Origin of the sequence: Streptomyces sp. PA03-6a (assembly GCF_033792765.1) — a bacterium.
Taxonomy (GTDB): domain Bacteria; phylum Actinomycetota; class Actinomycetes; order Streptomycetales; family Streptomycetaceae; genus Actinacidiphila.
Map to the genome: position 1 here is coordinate 1 of NZ_JARAVK010000174.1, position 19,601 is coordinate 19,601.

Genomic DNA, 19,601 nt, shown 5'->3' on the forward strand with positions numbered 1-19,601 from the left:
GTGGTGAGGGTTCGTGGGATCGGAGTAGTGTATGAGGACACTTCCTTCGGCAGGCCGCCGACGGGTACGACGCCGGCTGCACGGTGAGCTTCTGCGTGGCCGCCGTGGGAGTGCTGGTGCGGCTGCTCCTCGTGCCGGGCCGCCTCCGCGGCGGGGCCCCGGTCACCACGGCCGCCCCCGCCCCCGCCGCGGAGGCGGCCCGGCACGAAGAGCAGCAGCACCAGCACCCCCACGGCGGCCACGCAGAAGCTCACCGTGAAGACGGCGTCGTACCCCTCGGCGGCCTGCCGAAGGATGAGGAACGCCACCAGCGGTCCCAGCAGCGCCCCGGCGGTGTCCATGGCGCGGTGCACGCCGAAGGCCCGCCCGCGCGTCTCGGGCGTGGAGGTCAGCGAGATCAGCGCGTCCCGCGGTGCGGTGCGCAGTCCCTTGCCGGTGCGGTCGACCGCGAGGACGGCACCGATCAGGGGCAGGCTGTGGACGAGAAGCAGCGCGGGCTTGCACAGCGCCGACAGGCCGTAGCCGACGGCCGCGACGGCCTTGTGCCGGCCGCCGCCCCGGTCGGCGAGGTGGCCGCCGGCCAGCCGCACGAGGGCGCTGAAGCCGTTGTAGACGCCGTCGAGCAGGCCGAAGCCGAGCGGGGAGAGCCCGAGTCCGGCGACCAGGTAGAGGGGGAGCACGGCGGTGACCATCTCCGACGAGACGTCGGTGATGAGGCTGACGGTGCCCAGGACGAGGACGGTGGGGGCGACGGCGGTGGCCCGGGGTCCGGGACGCGACGCGTCCCGGACCCCGGTGCCGGCTCCGCCGCGGCTGTCCGCGACGTACACCGGCCTCAGCTCGCCCAGATGCCGGTGATGTCCGAGGCGGAGGCGGCGTTGCCCGCGTGCGTGGTGAGACCCGCCAGGTCCTCCAGCGTGCGGAGCACGTTGTAGTGGTTGTACGTCGTGGCGGACGACGAACCGGCCTTGACCGGCTGGCCGTAGAGCACGGTCGGGATGCGGTTGCCGCTCAGCCGGTTGTCCTCGTCGAAGGTGACCACGAGCAGGCTGTTGTGGGTCTTCGCCCAGGTCGCGTAGGCGCCCAGTTTGTTCTTCAGCCAGGTGTCACCGGTGGAGACCGAGCAGTCGTGCATGTCGCTGCACAGGTTCGGCGTGACGAAGGAGACCTTCGGCAGGGTGGTGAAGTCCGTCGGGAACTGGGCGAAGGTCTTCGCCGTCGACGTCGGGACGTTGCTGAACGCGAACCACGGGTTGTGCTTGCGGGCGTAATCGCCGCTGCTGCAGGTGGTGGAACCCTGGCTGGGCAGCGTCTCGTTGTAGCTGGCCCAGCTCTTGCCGGCGGCGATCAGCTCGGAGGCGAGGTTGGGCTTGGAGCTGAAGCCCGGGGTGTAGCAGCCGTCGTCGGTGACGCCCTGGTTGCCGCCCGAGAAGATCTGCAGGTAGTTGGGCTGGCTCGGGTGCGTGACGCCGTACGACTGCGTCAGGCTGGCGCCGCCGGCCTTGAGCGTGTTGTTGAGGTACGGCGCGCTGGAGCTGCCGATGACCTGGCTGTAGGCGTGGTTCTCGAGCATCACGACGACCACGTGGTCGGGGTTCGGCACGCTGCCGGCCGCGTGGGCGGTCTCGGCGCCGCCGAGTCCGGCCCACAGGCCGAGGGAGGCGGCGGCGACGCCGAGGGTGGAAGCGAGGGCGGTGACGGTACGACGGGGACGGGGCAGGGACCAGCCGGACACGGCGGACCTCCGTGAAGGGGGGGGACGGGGAGTGGCGCCGCGCCAGATTAGGAGGGGGCCGCGGACGTCCGAAGCGCCGCGGAAGTGAAGGTCCGGGGAACGGTGCGTACGTTCTGGATCTTGAGGTCAAGCCCAGGTAAAAGGGCCCGGGGAACGCAACTCGCGTTCCCCGGGCCCTTGCTGTCAGGACGTCACTTGACGTACGTGATGCCGTCCGTGGTGATCGCGGGGCGGCCGGAGGTGCCGACGACGACGATCTTCAGCGTGTGCTTGCCGCTGGTCGTCCAGGACTTGGACCAGATCGTCTGCCGGTAGGCGGTGGTGGAGGACTTCAGGTCCACCGTGGCCGCCTTGACCCCGTCGACGTAGACGTACGCCTGACCGGAGGTCGAGGCGCGGGAGACCACCCAGCCGACCGAGCGGCCGGTGAACGTCCAGGTCAGGCTGGCGTTCTTCGAGGAGGAGGTGAGCGACTTGCCGCCGAGGTAGCTGGTGCTGCTCTTCGCCGACCACTTCCCGGCCTTCGTCGCCGAGGTCTCCTGCAGGATCGCCGCCGTGCGGCTCACCGAGGCGGTGGTGTAGTTCCCGGCCGCGTCGGTGGCCTTCAGGCCGTAGGTGACCGCGCTGTTCGCCTTGCCCGTGGTGCTCCACGACGTGGTGGTCGGGCCGAAGGTGGCCGTGGTCGGGGCGGTCGCCGCGATGCCCTTGAGCGCGCCGTTGTCGGAGGCCTTCCAGGTCACGGAGACCGGCACGGAGGTGCTGGAGACGGCGGCGTTGCGGATCTTCACCTCGGGCGCGGTGGTGAACGCCGGCCTGGTCGTGTCGCCGACCACGGTGTACGAACTCGCGGACGTCGCCGTCTTGTTGTTGTTGTGCACGGCTCGCACGGTCACGGTGTGCTTGCCCGCGGCGACCGTGATCGGCGCGGAGGCGTCGGTGGGCTTCGCGGTGGCCGCGACCTTGCCGTCGACCAGGACCTCGAAGCGCTTCAGGACGGCGGCCGGGGTGCTCTCCTTCCAGGAGACCTTCGCGGTCCCCTTGGTGTAGTACGAGGAGCCGGAGAGGGTGGCGCCGCTGACGCCGTTCAGCGTCGGCGCGGCGACGCCGGAGGCGTACGAGCGGATCGTGGAGACCTTGGCGTACAGGTCGGCGCCGGGGCACTCGGTGGCGAACCCGTCGCGGTGACCCGAGATGGGGTAGAACGCCTTGCCGTTGACGGTCTGGTTCTTGGTGCCGGGGTTGGGGTCGATCTTCTTGAGACCCAGCTTCCAGGTGGCGAGGGCGGTGACCGAGCCCAGCATCTGCGGGGTCATCGGCGTGGCCTTGGTGACGGTCTTGTCGGTCTGGTAGTAGCCGATGACCGCGATGCCCGCCGTGCCGGTGTTGTAGCCCTCGGTCTGGGCGCCCACCACGGGACGGTCCACACCGCCGTAGCGGCCCTCGTAGATCGTGCCGCACTTGTCGACGAGGAAGTTGTAGCCGATGTCCCGCCAGGTCTTGCTGACGTGGTACGCGTAGATCTGCCGGATGATGCTCGGCGAGTCGCTGCAGCTGTAGTCACCGCTGTGGTTCGTGGCGTTGTACGTGGCGGTGTGGTGCACGAAGACCACCTGCACCCCGTTGGGCGCGTAGTCCGGCTCCGTCTGCTCGCGGATGCTCTCGTCGGCCTTCCAGCCCGCGCGCGTGACGATGGGCGGCTGGGGCACGGTCGAGGTGGGCGCGGTCGCGGACGCCGTCGGGGAGCTCGTCGCGGGCGGGCTGCTGCTCGCCGGGGCGCTGCTTGCCGGGGCGGAGCTGTCCGTGGCGCTCGGCTCGGTGGTCGACGGCTCGGTCGTGGCCGGTGCGGTCGTCTCGGACGGCGACGACGTCGCCGTGGGGTCCGCGGTCGGCGTCGCGGAGTCCTCGGCGTCGGCAGCGTCGGCGGCGAATGCGGCCGGTGCCATCGCCACGTCGACGCTGCTCTTCTTGTCGCTCTCGCCGACCAGGGCGAGCTTCAGCCCCTTCGGGATGCCGGCCGCGCCCTTGCCGGACCGCACGCGGGCCTGCACGCCGTCGGACCAGCCCACCCACAGCGGAGGGGTGCCACCGCGCCCCGCGGACTCGGCGCCCGCGTCCGGCGCGTCCTCGTCGTGCGTCTCGATCCCGAACCAGTCGGACCACTGGCCGGTCTTCACCGTCCGGACCCGCAGCTGCACCGTGCCGTCCAGCTCGGCCTTCGGATCGTCCCAGGTCACGCCGAGCGTGCCGAACGCATCCGTGCGCTGCTGCGGCAGCTCCCGCTCACCGCCGGTGCCCTTCAGCGTCAGCGCGTCCACCTTGGTGTGGACCGGCCCCTTCGCGTCGGCCGACGGGGCGGTCCCCTCCGGACCGCTGGCCACGGACGCGGCGGTGATGACACCGGCCCCTCCGAGTACGACCGCCCCCACCGCGAGCCACGCACGCCCGCGCAGACGTATTCGCCGCATGTTCTCTTCCCCGCCCCGTCCCACTCATGGGTAGCCGTGGGTACCGTTGGTTGATTTCTTAAACCTCTGAAACAGCAAGCGCTTTATACCAGAAGGGCCAGACCGCGCTCACACCGCCGGACGATCACCCCGAAACCGGCCATAACGCCAGGTAACAGAGCCGGGGCAGGGCGGATACTCTCTCTAGGGCGGATCAGCCCAGCCGGGAGCACCGGGAAAGGCAGGCGGCGTGCTGGAAGGGCGACGGGACACCAGGTTCGGGCGGCTGCTGAGGCACGGCTTCAGTGACGCCGTGGCCGCCGAGGCACTGCTGGGCGGCGAGCAGCTCGCCCCGGTGCGCAGCGACCCGGTCCTGCTCGACGCGCTGGGCGCCACGGCCGACCCCGACCAGGCGCTCGCCTCCCTCGTACGGCTCCTCGAGGCCCTCGATCCCGGGGAGCGGCGCACCCTCCTCGACACGCTCACCACGGCCAAGCCGCTGCGCGACCGGCTGCTCGGGGTACTGGGCGCCTCCGTGGCCCTGGCCGACCACCTCACCCGGCATCCGCGTGACTGGCACGCCCTGGTCACCTACGAGCACGCCGACCTGCACCCGGGGACCACGGAGTTCGAACGGGGGCTGGCCGGGGCCGACGACCCCGAGTCGCTGCGCGTCGCCTACCGGCGCTGCATGCTGGGCATCGCCGCCCGCGACGTGTGCGGCACCAGCGACCTGGTGCAGACCGCCGCGGAGCTCGCCGACCTCGCCACCGCGACGCTGCGCGCGGCCCTGGCCATGGCCGAGGAGGAGGCGCCGGGCGACGCCGCGCTGTGCCGGCTGGCGGTGATCGGCATGGGCAAGTGCGGCGGCCACGAGCTCAACTACATCTCCGACGTCGACGTCATCTTCGTGGCCGAGGCCCGCCCCGACGCCGAGGAGGCCAAGGCGCTGCAGGCCGCCACGCGACTGGCCTCGCGCATGATGCGGATCTGCTCCGACACCACCGTCGAGGGCAGCATCTGGCAGGTCGACGCCAACCTGCGGCCCGAGGGCCGGCGCGGCCCGCTGGTGCGCACCCTCTCCAGCCACCTGGCCTACTACAAGCGCTGGGCCAAGACGTGGGAGTTCCAGGCGCTGCTCAAGGCCCGCCCGGTGGCCGGCGACCCGGCGCTCGGGCAGGAGTACGTCGAGGCGCTGTCGCCCATGGTGTGGCAGGCCGCCGAACGCGAGCACTTCGTCCAGGACGTGCAGGAGATGCGGCGCCGGGTCGTGGAGAACATCCCCGTCGCGCACCTGGACCGGGAGCTGAAGCTGGGCCCCGGCGGCCTGCGGGACGTGGAGTTCGCGGTGCAGCTGCTCCAGCTCGTGCACGGCCGCACCGACCCGTCGCTGCGCAGCGGCACCACCCTGACCGCGCTGTCCCAGCTCGCCGCCGGCGGCTACGTGGGGCGGGCGGACGCGGCGGCGCTCGACACCTCGTACCGCTTCCTGCGGACGATGGAGCACCGCATCCAGCTCCACAAGCTGCGCCGCACCCACCTGGTGCCCGAGGACGTGGCCGACCTGCGGCGGCTCGGCCGCTCCCTGGGCTTCCGGGCGGACCCGGTGGCGGAGCTGCAGCGGGAGTGGCGGCGGCACGCGCGGGAGGTGCGCCGCCTCCACGAGAAGCTCTTCTACCGGCCGCTGCTCGACGCGGTCGCCCAGCTCGCCCCCGGCGAGGTGGGCCTGACCCCGGACGCGGCCAAGCAGCGTCTGGAGGCGCTCGGCTACGCCGACCCCACCGCGGCCCTGCGCCATCTGGAGGCGCTGGCCTCGGGGGTCAGCCGCAAGGCCGCCATCCAGCGGACCCTGCTGCCGGTGCTGCTCGGCTGGTTCGCCGACTCCGCGGACCCCGACGCGGGTCTGCTCAATTTCCGCAAGGTCAGCGACGCCCTGGGTCGCACCCCCTGGTACCTGCGGCTGCTGCGGGACGAGGGCGCCGCAGCCGTCAACCTCGCGCGCGTGCTGTCCTCCGGGCGGCTCGCCCCCGACCTGCTCATGCGGGCCCCCGAGGCGGTCGCCCTGCTCGCCGACGACGAGGGGCTCCAGCCCCGCACGCGCGGTGCGCTGGACCAGGAGGTGCTGGCCGCGGTCCACCGCGCGGACTCCGCCGAGCAGGCCGTCGCCGCGGTACGCGGGGTCCGCCGCCGCGAGCTGTTCCGCACCGCGGCCGCGGACCTCGTCGGGGTCCACCGCGACGACCCCGACGCCATCGGCACCGCCCTCACCGACCTCAACGCCGCCGCCGTCACCGGGGCCCTGCAGGCCGCGGTCAACGCCGTCGAGGCGGCCGAGGGAGAGCCCCTGCCGACCCGGTTCGCCGTCATCGGGATGGGCCGCTTCGGCGGCCACGAACTGGGCTACGGCTCCGACGCCGACGTCCTGTTCGTCCACGAGCCGTACGAGGGCACCGACGAGCACCGGGCCGCCAAGGCCGCGCTCAAGGTCGCCAACGAGCTGCGCAGGCTGCTGCAGATCCCCACCACCGACCCACCGCTGCTCATCGACGCCGACCTGCGCCCCGAGGGCAAGAGCGGACCGCTGGTGCGCACGCTCGGCTCGTACGCCGCCTACTACCGGCGCTGGTCGCTGGTCTGGGAGAGCCACGCCCTGCTGCGCGCCGAACCGGTCGCGGGCGACGAGGACCTGGGCGCCCGCTTCATCGGCCTCGTCGACCCGCTGCGCTACCCGGCCGACGGGCTGCCGGAGGAGGCGGTCCGCGAGATCCGCCGGCTCAAGGCCCGTATGGAGTCCGAGCGGCTGCCGCGCGGCGCCGACCCGACGACCCACGCCAAGCTGGGGCGGGGCGGGCTCAGCGACGTCGAGTGGACCGTGCAGCTGCTGCAGCTCCAGCACGGCGCGCGGTTCCCCGGCCTGCGGACCACCCGTACCCGGCCGGCGCTGGCCGCGGCCGCGGCGGCGGGACTGGTCCTCGCCGAGGACGCGGAAGTCCTGGACGCCGCCTGGATCCTGGCGAGCCGGATGCGCAACGCCGTCATGCTCGTCCGGGCCCGCGCCGGGGACACCTTCCCCGGCGACGGCAAGGAACTCGCCGCGGTGGGGCGGTACCTCGGCTACGAGCCGGGCCACGTGGGCGACATGGTCGAGGAGTACCGCCGGGCCACGCGCCGGGCCCGCGCGGTGGTCGAGCGCCTCTTCTACGCCACGTAGTCCGCGTCCGCCGCCCGGCTACGCCGTGGCGACCCGCACCTGGCGCGGCAACCGGTAGGCGAGGCCGCCGTAGACCGCCCAGGAGGCGGCGAAGCCGACGCCGAGGCAGAGGGTGCCGCCGGCGGCGTCGAGCCAGAAGTGGTTGGCGGTGGAGACGATGACGAGCAGCGTGACGACCGGGTAGAGCACGCCCAGCACCCGCACCCAGGTCCGCCGCGCGAGCATGGCGACGGTGATGCCGCACCACAGCGACCAGCCGATGTGCATCGACGGCATGGCCGCGTACTGGTTGGAGACGTGCGCCAGGTCGCCCGACGCCATCGACCCCCAGGTGTGGTGGATCTTCACGGTGTCGATGAAGCCGCCGCCCTCCATCAGCCGGGGCGGCGCCAGGGGGAAGAAGTAGTAGCCGAGCAGCGCGATGCCGGTCGTCACGAAGAGGACCAGCCGGGTCGGCGCGTAGCGCCCGGGGTGCCGGCGGAACAGCCAGACGAGCACCGCGAGGGTGACGATGAAGTGGAGCGTCGCGTAGTAATAGTTCATCGCGACGATGAGCCACGTTACCGAGTTCACGGCATGATTGACCGCGTGCTCGAAGGCGAGCCCGAGGGACCGTTCCAGGCCCCAGACGTGGCCCGCGTTCCGCATGGCGTCGTCCTGCTGCTCGGGCACGGCGTTGCGCACCAGCGAGTAGATCCAGTAGCTGACGGCGATCAGCAGGATCTCGAACCACAGCCGGGGCCGGCGTGGCGCCAGCAGTCTGTTGCCCGTCGTCGCTCCATCGGCGTCACGGGAATCGATGGAGCGCGGTGGTACGGCGTCACTGCGGTGGGCCATGGTCTTCGCGGTCGATTCCCCCATGGGGCGATAGTCTGCCATGCGGTCCGGTGCCGTCCGATCAACCCCCGGTGGGATTGCGTGCATCCCGCGTACGCCTCCCGGTCGACTGCTGTACGGGTACGGCTGCCCCGGCCTTGGGACCTGATGCCGTCGAACCGCGGACGACCAGTTCGGGCAGGAAGACGAACTCGCTGTGCGGTGCCGGGGTACCGCCGACCTCCTCCAGCAGCGCGCGCACCGCGGCCTGGCCCATGGCCGTGACCGGCTGCCGGATGGTGGTGAGCGGCGGATCGGTGAAGGCGATGAGCGGGGAGTCGTCGAAGCCGACGACGGAGACGTCCCCGGGGACGGACAGCCCCTGCTGCCGGGCGGCGCGGACGGCGCCGAGCGCCATCATGTCGGAGGCGCACACCACGGCCGTGCAGCCGGCCTCGATCAGGCCGGAGGCGGCAGCTTGACCACCCTCGAGGGTGAACAGCGAGTGCTGGATGCGCCCGGCCGCCTCGTCGGCGGCTATGCCGAGCACCTCCTCCATGCTGCGCAGGAAGCCCTCTATCTTGCGCTGCACGGGGACGAACCGCTTGGGACCGACCGCGAGGCCGATCCGCTCGTGGCCGAGCGCCGCCAGATGGGTGACGGCCAGACGCATGGCACCGCGATCGTCGGGCGAGACGAACGGCGCCTTGATCTTGCCGGAGAAGCCGTTGATCAGGACGAACGGCACGCCCTGGCCGTGCAGCCGGTCGTAGCGCTCCACGTCGGCGGTGGAGTCGGCGTGCAGTCCGGAGACGAAGATGATCCCGGCGACACCGCGCTCGACGAGCATCTCGACGAGTTCGTCCTCGGTCGAGCCGCCCGGGGTCTGGGTGGCCAGCACCGGGGTGTACCCCTGCCGGGTCAGGGCCTGCCCGATGACCTGCGCGAAGGCCGGGAAGATCGGGTTCTCCAGCTCCGGGGTGATGAGCCCGACGAGGCCCGCGCTGCGCTGCCGCAGCCGCACCGGCCGTTCGTACCCCAGCAGGTCGAGGGCGGCCAGCACGGATTGACGGGTGGCGGCGGAGACCCCGGGCTTGCCGTTGAGGACACGGCTGACGGTCGCTTCGCTCACCCCCGCCTGGGCTGCGATGTCGGCAAGCCTTGCGGTCACAGGATTGGACTGTACCGGTCGCATCTCAGATCGCCCACCAGATGCACGAATCAGCCGGAAGACGGACGGATCCGCCGGTGAACGCCACGGGCTCGGAGGAGAGCACCGGCCGCCCCGGCACGGGGAGTTGGACCGGGGCCGGATTGGCGTTGACGGTGCACACCAGGCCGGGACGGGAGAAGGCCAGCACCCCCTCGGGAGCGTCCAGCCAGCGCATCGGCCCGTCGCCGAGGCCGGGCAGTTCACGGCGCAGCCGCAGGGCCGAGCGGTACAGCTCCAGGGTGGAGTCGGGGTCGCCGGTCTGCGCCTGGACGCTCAGTCCACCCCAGCCCGCGGGCTGCGGCAGCCAGCTGCCGGCCGGGCCGAAGCCGTGGCTGTGGCCGTCGGCGGTCCACGGGATGGGCACCCGGCAGCCGTCGCGCAGCCCGTCCTGGCCGTTGTCCCGGAAGAAGGAGGGGTCCTGGCGGACCTCGTCCGGCAGGTCGGTGACCTCGGGCAGACCCAGTTCCTCGCCCTGGTAGACGTAGACGGAACCGGGCAGCGCGAGCATCAGCAGGGCCGCGGCGCGGGCCCGGCGCAGCCCGGCCGCACCGCCCCCGTAGCGGGTGACGTGCCGGACCACGTCGTGGTTGGAGAGCACCCAGGTGGTGGGGGCGCCCACGGAGACGGTGGCGGCGAGGGACTCCTCGATCACCGCCCGCATCGCCCCGGCCTCCCAGGGGCACTGCAGGAAGTGGAAGTTGAAGGCCTGGTGCAGCTCGTCGGGGCGGACGTACAGCGCCATGCGCCCGGCGTCGGGCGCCCAGGCCTCGGCGACGCCGATGCGCTCGGACGGCAGTTCCCGCGGCCCGGGGCCGGGGGAGTAGGAGTCGAGCAGCCGGCGCCAGGCGCGGTGGATCTCGTGCACCCCGTCCTGGTCGAAGAAGGGGAGCACCTGGGAGCCGATCATCTTGACCTGCTCCTTGTGACCGATGTCGGGCAGGCCGGGCGCCTTGACCATGCCGTGGGCGACGTCGATGCGGAAGCCGTCCACGCCCAGGTCCAGCCAGAAGCGGAGGATGGCGTCGAACTCCTCGCGGACCTCGGGGTGCTCCCAGTTGAGGTCGGGCTGCTCGGGCGCGAAGAGGTGGAGGTACCAGTCGCCGTCCGCGACCCGGGTCCACGCGGGGCCGCCGAAGACCGACTCCCAGTCGTTGGGCGGCAGTTCGCCGTGCTCGCCCTTGCCGGGGCGGAAGTGGTAGCGCTCACGGGCCGGCCCCCCGCGCCGGTCCGTGAGCGCCGCCCGGAACCACGCGTGCCGGTCGGAGGTGTGGTTCGGGACGATGTCGACGATCACCCGAAGGCCCAGCTCGTGGGCGGTGCGGATGAGCGCGTCGGCGTCCGCGAGGGAGCCGAAGAGGGGGTCGACGCTGCGGTAGTCGGCGACGTCGTAGCCGCCGTCCGCCTGGGGCGAGGCGTAGAAGGGGGTCAGCCAGACCGCGTCGGCGCCCAGTTCCGCCAGGTACGGCAGCCGGGCCCGGATGCCGGGCAGGTCGCCCACGCCGTCACCGTCGCCGTCGGCGAAGGAGCGTACGTACACCTGGTAGATGACGGCGCTGCGCCACCAGCCGGGTGTGCCCCCCTCGGGGGCGGCCGGGGTCTCGTCGGTCGCGTCGTGGATGACGGGGGCGAGCTCTTGGGTCATGTCGGTCCCTCGGGAGTCGGCGCCGTTCCCTGCCGATGATTCCGATCCACCGCGTGATCGGCAATGCCTTTCAAGAATTTGCGGAAGATCGCGTAACGGCTTCCAGGAGCGCGAGCGTCCCACGTCACGTCTCCCGTCTGCAACTGTGAGGACACGCAGATGTAACGATCGGAAGATCTTGCAAGTCTTTGCAGCAAGGTCTTTCGTCGGGCTTTCATCCCTGTTACGTTCCTCGACAGCCCGGCGGCCGCAAAGGCGCAGTCGGCAGGGGGGACGCGGCGACGCGCCCCGCACCATCACGGGCTTTCATCCTGGAGGAGATCACATGCGGCGTGGCATAGCGGCCACCGCGCTGGTTGCGGCGCTCGGGCTTGCGGCGACGGCTTGCGGCGGCGACGACGGCGGCAGTGACAAGGCCGGCGGTCCCGTCACCATCACCTGGTGGGACACCTCGAACGCGACGAACGAGGCGCCGACCTACAAGGCCCTGATCGCGGACTTCGAGAAGGCGAACCCGAAGATCAAGGTCACGTACGTCAACGTGCCGTTCGACCAGGCCCAGAACAAGTTCCAGACGGCCGCCGGCAGCAAGGGCGCCCCGGACGTCGTCCGCGCCGAGGTCGGCTGGACCGCCTCCTGGGCGAAGTCCCAGTTCCTCGCGCCGCTGGACGGCACCCCGGCGCTGGCCGACCAGGGTGACATCAACCCGTCCCTGCTCAAGCAGGCGCAGTACGAGGGCAAGACCTACGGTGCCCCGATCGTCACCGACACCCTCGCGCTCATGTGGAACAAGGAGCTGCTGAAGAAGGCCGGCTTCGACAAGGCCCCCGCCACCTGGGACGAGCTGAAGGCGGTCGCCAAGGCCGTCAAGGCCAAGGACAAGGTCGACGGCTTCTGGCTCCGCGCCGACTCCTACTACGAGCTGCCCTTCCTCTTCGGCGAGGGCACCGACATGGTCGACGCCGCGGCGAAGAAGATCACGATCAACTCGCCCGAGGCCGTCAAGGCCGTCGACACGAGCAAGTCCGTGCTCGCCGCCCCGGGTGTCCACAAGCTCGACGTGACCGCCGACAGCTACGCCCACATGCAGGACGCGTTCGTCAACGGCAAGGTCGCCATGATCGTCCAGGGTCCCTGGGAGCTGACCAACATCTACAAGGGTGCGGCCTTCACCGACAAGGCCAACCTGGGCATCTCCTCCGTCCCGGCCGGCTCCACCGGCAAGGCCGGAGCCCCCACCGGCGGCCACAACCTGGCCGTCTACGCCGGCTCGGACAAGGCCCACCAGGAAGCCGCCCAGAAGTTCGTCGGCTGGATGACCTCGGGTGAGACCCAGGCCAAGATCGCGCTGAAGAACGGCACCCTGCCGACCCGCACCTCCGCCTACACCGCCGAGGTCAAGGCCGCTCCCGGCGTCGCCGAGTTCCAGGACATCCTGGCCAACGTCGCCCGCCCGCGTCCGGAGCTGCCGGAGTACAGCTCCCTGTTCGCCGACTTCAACACCGGTCTGACGAACGTCCTGCAGGGCAAGGCCGGCACCCAGCAGGGGCTGGACGCGACCGCCGACGCCTACAAGAAGCTCGTCAAGGACTTCCAGTAAGGCAGCCATGAGCCGTCCGGTCCGCCTCCCCCGAGCGGGGGGCGGGCCGGGCGGCCCGCCCGCGTCCGCACGCATGCCCCCCGGCCGTGCGGGGCGGCCGTACCACCCTTAGCGAACCTCTCGAAAAGGTGCCGAAGATGACCGTCGCCGTCCAGGGCGGGACCCGGAAGACCAAGCGTGGCGAGGCGCCGCGCCCCGGTCCGCTCAGCCGCATCCGGCAGTCCTACAACCGCAACTGGTATGCCTGGGCCATGGTGGCGCCGGTGGTCGCCGTCATCGGCCTGCTGGTGCTCTACCCCCTGGTCCGCGGCATCTACCTGTCGCTGACCGACGCCAACAGCCAGAACGTCGGCCGGACGATCGGCGTCAACCACATCCCGGACTCCTTCTCCTGGGTGGGCCTGAAGAACTACACGGAGATCCTCTCCGGGGCGGACCACCAGTTCTGGCCGCACTTCACCTGGACCATCGTCTGGACGGCCGTCTGCGTCACCCTGCACTACGGCCTCGGCCTCGGCCTCGCCATGCTGCTGAACCGCAAGATCCGCGGCCGCACCTTCTACCGGCTGGTCCTGATCCTGCCCTGGGCCGTGCCCACCTTCGTCACCGTCTTCTCGTGGCGGCTGATCCTCGCCGACGACGGCGGCATCCTGAACACGGTCCTGCACTCGCTGCACCTGCCGACGCCCGCCTGGCTGAGCGACCCCTTCTGGCAGATGACCGCGGCGATCATGGTCAACACCTGGGTCGGCGTCCCCTTCATGATGGTCTCGCTCCTCGGCGGTCTGCAGTCGATCCCCTCCGAGCTGTACGAAGCCGCCGAGATGGACGGCGCCACCCCCTGGCAGCGGTTCCGCTTCGTGACGCTCCCGGGCCTGCGCTCGGTGAGCAGCACGGTGATCCTGCTCGGCATCATCTGGACCTTCAACCAGTTCGTCGTCATCTTCCTGCTGTTCGGCGCGAGCGCGGGACAGGACGCCCAGATCCTGGTGACCTGGGCCTACCGGCTCGGCTTCGGACAGGACCCGCGTGACTACGCCGGTTCCGCCGCCTACGGCGTGATCATCCTGTCCATGCTCATCGTCTTCGCCTCCGTGTACCGGCGCTGGCCCGCCCGCTCCGAGAACGCGGCCGCCTGACGGCCGCCCCCGGCCAGGACATCGTCATGACGCAAGAGAGGGCAGCCACCCCCATGAGCACCACCGCAGACCTCCCCGCCACGGGGGCCGACCAGGGCGCGACCGCCGCCCCCGCCCGCGCGGCCGTGCGCCGGCGCACCGGCCGCGGCGAGCGCAGCCGGGGCGCGTCCGTGCTGATCCACGGCGTGCTGATCACCGCGAGCCTCATCGCGGCCTTCCCCGTGCTGTGGATCGCCTGGGTCTCCTTCGGCCCCGACAAGACCGACTTCCTGCACCCGGCCGACATCGCCGGCAAGTTCAGCTTCGAGAACTACACCAAGGTCCTCGGCGACACGAACTTCCTGCAGTGGTTCCTGAACTCCATGATCGTCGCCCTCGGCACCTGCGTGCTGGGCGTGTTCATCGCCGCCAGCTCCGGCTACGCGGTCTCCCGGATGCGCTTCCCCGGCCACCGGCAGCTGATGTGGATCTTCCTGGTGACCCAGATGTTCCCGGTCGCCATCCTCATGGTGCCGCTGTACAACATCCTGGCCGACCTGGGTCTGCTGGACACGTACTGGGCGCTGATCCTGGTCTACTGCACCACCGCCGTGCCGTACTGCGCGTGGCTGCTCAAGGGCTACTTCGACACCATCCCGCAGGAGATCGACGAAGCCGGACGGGTCGACGGCCTCACCCCGTTCGGCACCTTCTACCGGCTGGTCCTGCCGCTGGCCCGTCCGGGCCTGGCGGTGGCGGCCTTCTACACCTTCCTCACGGCGTGGGGAGAGGTCGCCTACGCCTCGGTCTTCATGCTCGGCGACGACAAGTACACCCTCGCCGTCGGACTGACCACCTTCATCAGCGAGCACGACAACCAGTGGGACCTGATGGCCGCCACGTCCGTGCTCATCGCCGTCCCCGCGTCGGCCTTCTTCTACGTCGTCCAGCGGCACCTGGTCACCGGCCTCACCGCCGGCGCGGCCAAGTCCTGACCGTCGTCCGACCCGGGGCACCCGGCCCACCGGCCGGGTGCCCCGGCCTCGCCCCCTCGCCGCACGAGCAACCACTTTTCCAAGGGATCACCATGACCCAGTACCTGGCGGACTCCACCCGTCACCCCCACTCCTGCGACCAGCCCGTGGCCACCACGGACTGGTGGAGAGACGCGGTCATCTACCAGGTCTACCCCCGCAGCTTCGCCGACGGGAACGGCGACGGCATGGGCGACATCCCCGGCGTCCGCGAGCGGCTCCCGTACCTGCGCGACCTCGGCGTCGACGCCGTCTGGCTGAGCCCCTTCTACGCCTCGCCGCAGGCCGACGCCGGTTACGACGTCGCCGACTACCGGGCCATCGACCCGATGTTCGGCACCCTCCACGACGCCGACGGCCTGATCCGCGACGCCCACCGGCTGGGTCTGCGGATCATCGTCGACCTGGTACCGAACCACTCCTCCGACCAGCACGAGTGGTTCAAGCAGGCACTGCGCGAGGGCCCCGGCTCCCCGCTGCGGGCGCGCTACCACTTCCGCCCCGGCAAGGGCGAGAACGGCGAACTGCCCCCCAACGACTGGGAGTCCATCTTCGGCGGGCCGGCCTGGACCCGTGCCGCCGACGGCGAGTGGTTCCTGCACCTGTTCGCGCCCGAGCAGCCCGACTTCAACTGGGAGCACCCGGCCGTCCAGGACGAGTTCCGCTCGATCCTGCGCTTCTGGCTCGACATGGGCGTCGACGGCTTCCGCATCGACGTCGCGCACGGCCTGGTCAAGGCCGACGGCCTGCCCGACATCGGCGCCCACGAGCAGCTCAAGCTCCTTGGCAACGATGTCCTGCCCTTCTTCGACCAGGACGGCGTCCACGAGGTCTACCGCTCGTGGCGGCGCATCCTCGACGAGTACGACGGCGAGCGCATCGCCGTCGCCGAGGCCTGGACCCCCACCGTCGAGCGCACCGCCAACTACGTCCGCGCCGACGAACTGCACCAGGCCTTCAACTTCCAGTACCTCGGCACGAAGTGGGACGCCGTCGAGCTGCGCGAGGTCATCGACCGCTCGCTCGACGCCATGCGCCCGGTCGCCGCGCCCACCACCTGGGTCCTGTCCAACCACGACGTGGTCCGCCACGCCACCCGGCTGTCCCCCGACGGGAAGGGCTACGACCTGCGCCGCGCCCGCGCCGCCTCCCTGCTGATGCTGGCCCTGCCCGGCTCCGCGTACGTCTACCAGGGCGAGGAACTGGGCCTGCCCGAGGTCACCGACCTGCCCGACGAGGCCCGTCAGGACCCGGCGTTCTTCCGCGCCGCCGGCCAGGACGGCTTCCGCGACGGCTGCCGCGTGCCGATCCCGTGGACCGCGGAGGGCAGCTCGTACGGCTTCGGCAGCGGCGGCAGCTGGCTGCCGCAGCCCGGGGAGTGGGCGGGCCTCAGCGTCGCCGCGCAGACCGGCGACCCGGACTCCACCCTGGAGCTGTACCGCTCCGCCCTGCGGCTGCGCCGCGAGCGGGACGGCCTCGGCGCGGGCGAGTCGGTCCAGTGGCAGGACGCCCCGCAGGGCGTGCTGTCCTTCCGCCGGCCCGGCTTCGCGTGCACCGTCAACACCACCGGCGCTGCGGTGACGCTGCCCGCGCCGGGCGAGGTGCTGCTGGCCAGTTCCCCCGTGGAGGTCACGGCGGACGGGGTCGTCCTCCCGGCCGACACGACCGTCTGGTGGGCCGTTTGACGTGCGGCGCGGTCGCATAGGGTCGGGGACTGTGAACACCACCGCTCGCCTTGCCGACATCGCGGCCCAGGCGGGGGTCAGCGAGGCCACCGCCAGCCGCGTGCTGAACGGGAAGGCGGGGGTCGCCCCCGCCACCCGGCAGAAGGTGCTGGCCGCACTGGACGTGCTCGGCTACGAGCGTCCGGTGCGGCTGCGCCAGCGCAGCGCCGGCCAGATCGGGCTGATCACCCCCGAGCTCAACAACCCGATCTTCCCCGCCTTCGCCCAGGTCATCGAGCAGAACCTGACCGGCTACGGCTACACCGCGGTGCTGTGCACCCAGCACCCCGGCGGCTCCACCGAGGACGAACTGGTGGAGGCGCTCGTGGAGCGCGGGGTGCGCGGCATCGTCTTCCTGTCCGGGCTGCACGCGGACGTCACCGCCGACCCCGAGCGCTACGCCCGCCTGCTCGGCCAGGGCGTGCCCTACGTGCTGGTCAACGGCTTCAACCCGGCGATCGCCGGGCCGTACATCTCGCCGGACGAGCGCGCTTCGGCGCGCATCGCCGTCCAGCACCTGGTGGAGCTCGGCCACCAGCGGATCGGCCTGGCCGTCGGGCCCAACCGCTTCGTGCCGGTGCACCGCAAGGTCGAGGGCTTCGTGGAGTCGCTGGGCAGCCTGCTCGGGCTCGGCGAGGAGGCGGCCGCGGAGTACGTCCAGCACACCCTCTTCTCCGTGGAGGGCGGCCACGCGGCCGCCGGGGCGCTGCTGGACAAGGGCTGCACGGGCATCGTCTGCGGCAGCGACCTGATGGCGCTCGGTGCGGTGCGCGCGGTGCGGGAGCGGGGGCTGACCGTCCCCGGGGACGTGTCGGTCGTCGGCTACGACGACTCGCCGCTGATCGCCTTCACCGACCCGCCGCTGACCACGGTCCGCCAGCCGGTCGAGGCGATGGGCGCGGCCGCGGTGAACGCGCTGCTGGAGGAGATCGGCGGCAACCCGGTGCAGCGTGCGGAGTTCGTCTTCCAGACGGAGCTGGTCGTCCGCGGCTCCACGGGCCAGGTGCCCGGCGGCGGCAGGCGTTCCTGATCGTCCCTCGTGGTCTCTGATCGTCCCCGGCCGTTCCTGATGCGCGGCGGGTGTTGAGGCGGGCCCTGGACCTGCCCCGGGCGGGGCGCAGCGGGGTGGCTTCGTCGGTCCTGGGCCCGCCTCCGTCTCGGTGGCGACCGGTCCAGCCGGCCGGGCGCGTGGGACCCGCCGTCAGGGGCGGACCCCCGGCCGGCCGAACCGGGCTGAAGAGGAACGTAACAGCCGCTCCGGCCAGGACGGAAGGCCCCTGCAGAAACTTTCTGCAAGATTCTGCAGGGACCTTTCGGAAGGGCGGGACCGCAGGTGGGAGGGGGTCAGGGTGCGATGCCCACGCCGTCCAGACGGCTCCACATGCGCTCCTGGGCGGCGGACAGCGCCGGCCAGTGCCGCGCCCCCGGGCGGGGGTACACGCGGGAGGCGTAGGGGCGCGGGACGTACCCCGGTTCGAAGAAGCACCCCGTGCCGTAGGTGGCGTCGAATGCCGGGCAGGAGGCCGCCACCGAGGCCGGCGTGGGCTTGCGGCCGGTCCGTGCCCAGGTCGCCAGTGACCGCATCGCGGCGGCGTACTCCGCGTCGCTCAGCTCGCTGTGCTCGCTCTCCCGCGTGAAGTTCTGCACCAGCAGCCGCCCGCGGTGGGCGCCCTCCAGGGAGGCCCGGTAGGCCGCCTCGTGCTCGACGAAGGCGGTCGGGTCGTCGATGGCGTGGACGGTGAGCACGGGGATCGACACGGCGCCGGTGACGTCGCTGTCGTAGGACAGGTCCCGGCGGGCCGTGGGGTCGGCGGTGAAGCGCTCCACGCCCGCGTTGAGCGCCGCGTCGTCGTGCGAGCCGGTGTAGCGGACGGTGCTGTTGCCGAACGGGTTCCGGCCGCCGAGCCGGTCGTGCACGATGTCGCGGAAGGTGAAGGTCGCGAACCGCAGGTGCGATTCCAGCGTCCGCTCCGGGATCCCGGTCACCGCCAGGATGTCGTCGAGGTTGCGCTGCTGCAGGGCGGTGCGCTCCTGCGGGGGCGAGGCGTAGCCGGTGCACTCCTGCAGGCGGGAGCGCAGTCCGGTGGTGGTCATCGTCGAGTCGGCGCGCAGCCCCATCCACAGCGGGTACGGGGGCTCGGTGGGCCTGGGGTGGTTGCGGCAGTAGTACTGGTAGACCACCCGCAGGTCCACCCGGTAGTCGTAGCCGCGTGAACCGCCGCCCAGGACGCCGCTGGTCAGCAGGGCGCCGTCGTAGGGCGCATGCCGGCCGGTGCCGTAGACCTCGGCGACCTTGGCCGCCACGTCGCCGCCCCAGGACTGGCCGTGGACGAAGGTCCGGCGCGGCGTGCCGAAGCGGTCCACGAACAGCCGCCGCACGTTCTCGGTGTCCTCCGCCGCCATCCGCGTGCCGTAGCCGCCGCGGCGGTAGGAGGAACCCGCCCAGGCGTAGCCCTCCTTCACCATGACCGACCAGCGCGCCAGGTCCCCGGTGCTGCGTTCGGGGTCGGAGGTGTCGCCGAGGTCGGGGCCGCCGTGGGCGTGGACGACCAGCGAGCCGTTCCAGTCGTGCGGGACCGCCATGGCGTAGAAGGCGCCGTTCGCGTCCTGCCCCCGGTAGCAGGTGGCCTCCGCCGCCAGCTCCGCCGGGCAGTCGGCGGGGGCGGGCCCGTCGGCCGCGGACGCCGGTACGGGCCCGGCCAGGGCGGTGGCGAGGAGGGCGGCGACGCCCGCGATCGTCACGGAGATGCGGTGTCGTGCGGATCCGGACCGGGGGCGGTGGGGGGAGTGCCCGGTGACCATCGTCTCGTCCTTCCGTCGTCGTCCGGCGCTTCGTTGCGCGGGCCCCGATGCTTGGGGACGGAGGCGGTGGGGGTCCAGAGCCGTGGCCTTTGCGTTCATAGTGTTCGGCGACCGGCCACGGCGGACCGGGATGTGACGAGGCGTCATCTGCACTCCGTCGCCGCGGAGGGTGCCACGTTGGAAATCCTTGCGACATCTTGCTGTAAGCCGCGCGTAAGAGGTACGGTCCCGCTCACGGTCCGGCACTGCCGCCGGGCCACGG

The 19,601-nt window shown here is 71.8% G+C and carries 13 protein-coding genes; 6 read left to right on the forward strand and 7 right to left on the reverse strand.

Going from position 1 to position 19,601, the window contains the following annotated elements:
* From PV350_RS32235 to PV350_RS32245, 3 genes are all read right to left on the reverse strand, one after another.
* The coding region (locus tag PV350_RS32235; RefSeq protein WP_500337275.1) for an MFS transporter at nt 1–830 on the reverse strand (830 nt) is incomplete at its 3' end.
* Between the two features lie 5 nt (nt 831–835).
* Nucleotides 836–1,735 carry an alkaline phosphatase family protein gene (locus tag PV350_RS32240; RefSeq protein ID WP_500337276.1) on the reverse strand — a complete coding sequence of 300 codons (900 nt, stop codon included), beginning with the start codon at nt 1,733–1,735 and terminating at the stop codon, nt 836–838.
* A gap of 191 nt (nt 1,736–1,926) precedes the next feature.
* The gene (locus tag PV350_RS32245; RefSeq protein ID WP_500337277.1) at nt 1,927–4,200 is read right to left on the reverse strand and encodes a peptidoglycan recognition protein family protein; all 2,274 of its coding nucleotides are present in this window, start codon (nt 4,198–4,200) and stop codon (nt 1,927–1,929) included.
* A 229-nt stretch (nt 4,201–4,429) separates the two neighbouring features.
* On the opposite strand from PV350_RS32245, the gene PV350_RS32250 reads away from it, so the two are divergent.
* Nucleotides 4,430–7,390 carry a bifunctional [glutamine synthetase] adenylyltransferase/[glutamine synthetase]-adenylyl-L-tyrosine phosphorylase gene (locus PV350_RS32250; RefSeq protein ID WP_499511506.1) on the forward strand — a complete coding sequence of 987 codons (2,961 nt, stop codon included), beginning with the start codon at nt 4,430–4,432 and terminating at the stop codon, nt 7,388–7,390.
* Nucleotides 7,391–7,408: 18 nt separating this feature from the next.
* Here the strand turns inward: PV350_RS32250 and PV350_RS32255 are convergent, their stop codons facing one another.
* Genes PV350_RS32255 through PV350_RS32265 form a run of 3 tightly spaced genes read right to left on the reverse strand, consistent with a single transcriptional unit; the run spans nt 7,409 to nt 11,061 of the window.
* Nucleotides 7,409–8,251: a phosphatase PAP2 family protein gene (locus tag PV350_RS32255; RefSeq protein WP_499511505.1), complete on the reverse strand. Its 843-nt coding sequence runs from the start codon at nt 8,249–8,251 to the stop codon at nt 7,409–7,411.
* A gap of 37 nt (nt 8,252–8,288) precedes the next feature.
* Nucleotides 8,289–9,377: a LacI family DNA-binding transcriptional regulator gene (locus PV350_RS32260; protein ID WP_499511504.1), complete on the reverse strand. Its 1,089-nt coding sequence runs from the start codon at nt 9,375–9,377 to the stop codon at nt 8,289–8,291.
* Nucleotides 9,378–9,402: 25 nt separating this feature from the next.
* Complete coding sequence (locus tag PV350_RS32265) at nt 9,403–11,061, reverse strand: glycoside hydrolase family 13 protein (RefSeq protein ID WP_500337278.1); 1,659 nt, start codon at nt 11,059–11,061, stop codon at nt 9,403–9,405.
* 325 nt (nt 11,062–11,386) lie between these two features.
* On the opposite strand from PV350_RS32265, the gene PV350_RS32270 reads away from it, so the two are divergent.
* The 5 genes from PV350_RS32270 to PV350_RS32290 all read left to right on the forward strand — a co-directional run bounded on the left by PV350_RS32270 (nt 11,387) and on the right by PV350_RS32290 (nt 17,567).
* Nucleotides 11,387–12,661 carry an extracellular solute-binding protein gene (locus PV350_RS32270; protein WP_499511502.1) on the forward strand — a complete coding sequence of 425 codons (1,275 nt, stop codon included), beginning with the start codon at nt 11,387–11,389 and terminating at the stop codon, nt 12,659–12,661.
* Nucleotides 12,662–12,798: 137 nt separating this feature from the next.
* Nucleotides 12,799–13,800, forward strand: coding sequence for a carbohydrate ABC transporter permease (locus PV350_RS32275; protein ID WP_500337279.1), 1,002 nt, complete (start codon nt 12,799–12,801; stop codon nt 13,798–13,800).
* A gap of 53 nt (nt 13,801–13,853) precedes the next feature.
* A complete protein-coding gene (locus tag PV350_RS32280; protein ID WP_499511500.1) occupies nt 13,854–14,774 on the forward strand; it encodes a sugar ABC transporter permease in 921 nt (306 codons plus the stop codon).
* Between the two features lie 92 nt (nt 14,775–14,866).
* Entirely contained in the window at nt 14,867–16,498 is a 1,632-nt protein-coding gene (locus tag PV350_RS32285; protein WP_500337280.1) for a glycoside hydrolase family 13 protein, read from the forward strand.
* Nucleotides 16,499–16,529: 31 nt separating this feature from the next.
* Nucleotides 16,530–17,567: a LacI family DNA-binding transcriptional regulator gene (locus tag PV350_RS32290; protein WP_499511498.1), complete on the forward strand. Its 1,038-nt coding sequence runs from the start codon at nt 16,530–16,532 to the stop codon at nt 17,565–17,567.
* Between the two features lie 314 nt (nt 17,568–17,881).
* On the opposite strand, the gene PV350_RS32295 is transcribed toward PV350_RS32290, so the two are convergent.
* A complete protein-coding gene (locus tag PV350_RS32295) occupies nt 17,882–19,339 on the reverse strand; it encodes a hypothetical protein (RefSeq protein WP_500337281.1) in 1,458 nt (485 codons plus the stop codon).
* Nucleotides 19,340–19,601 lie beyond the last annotated feature (262 nt).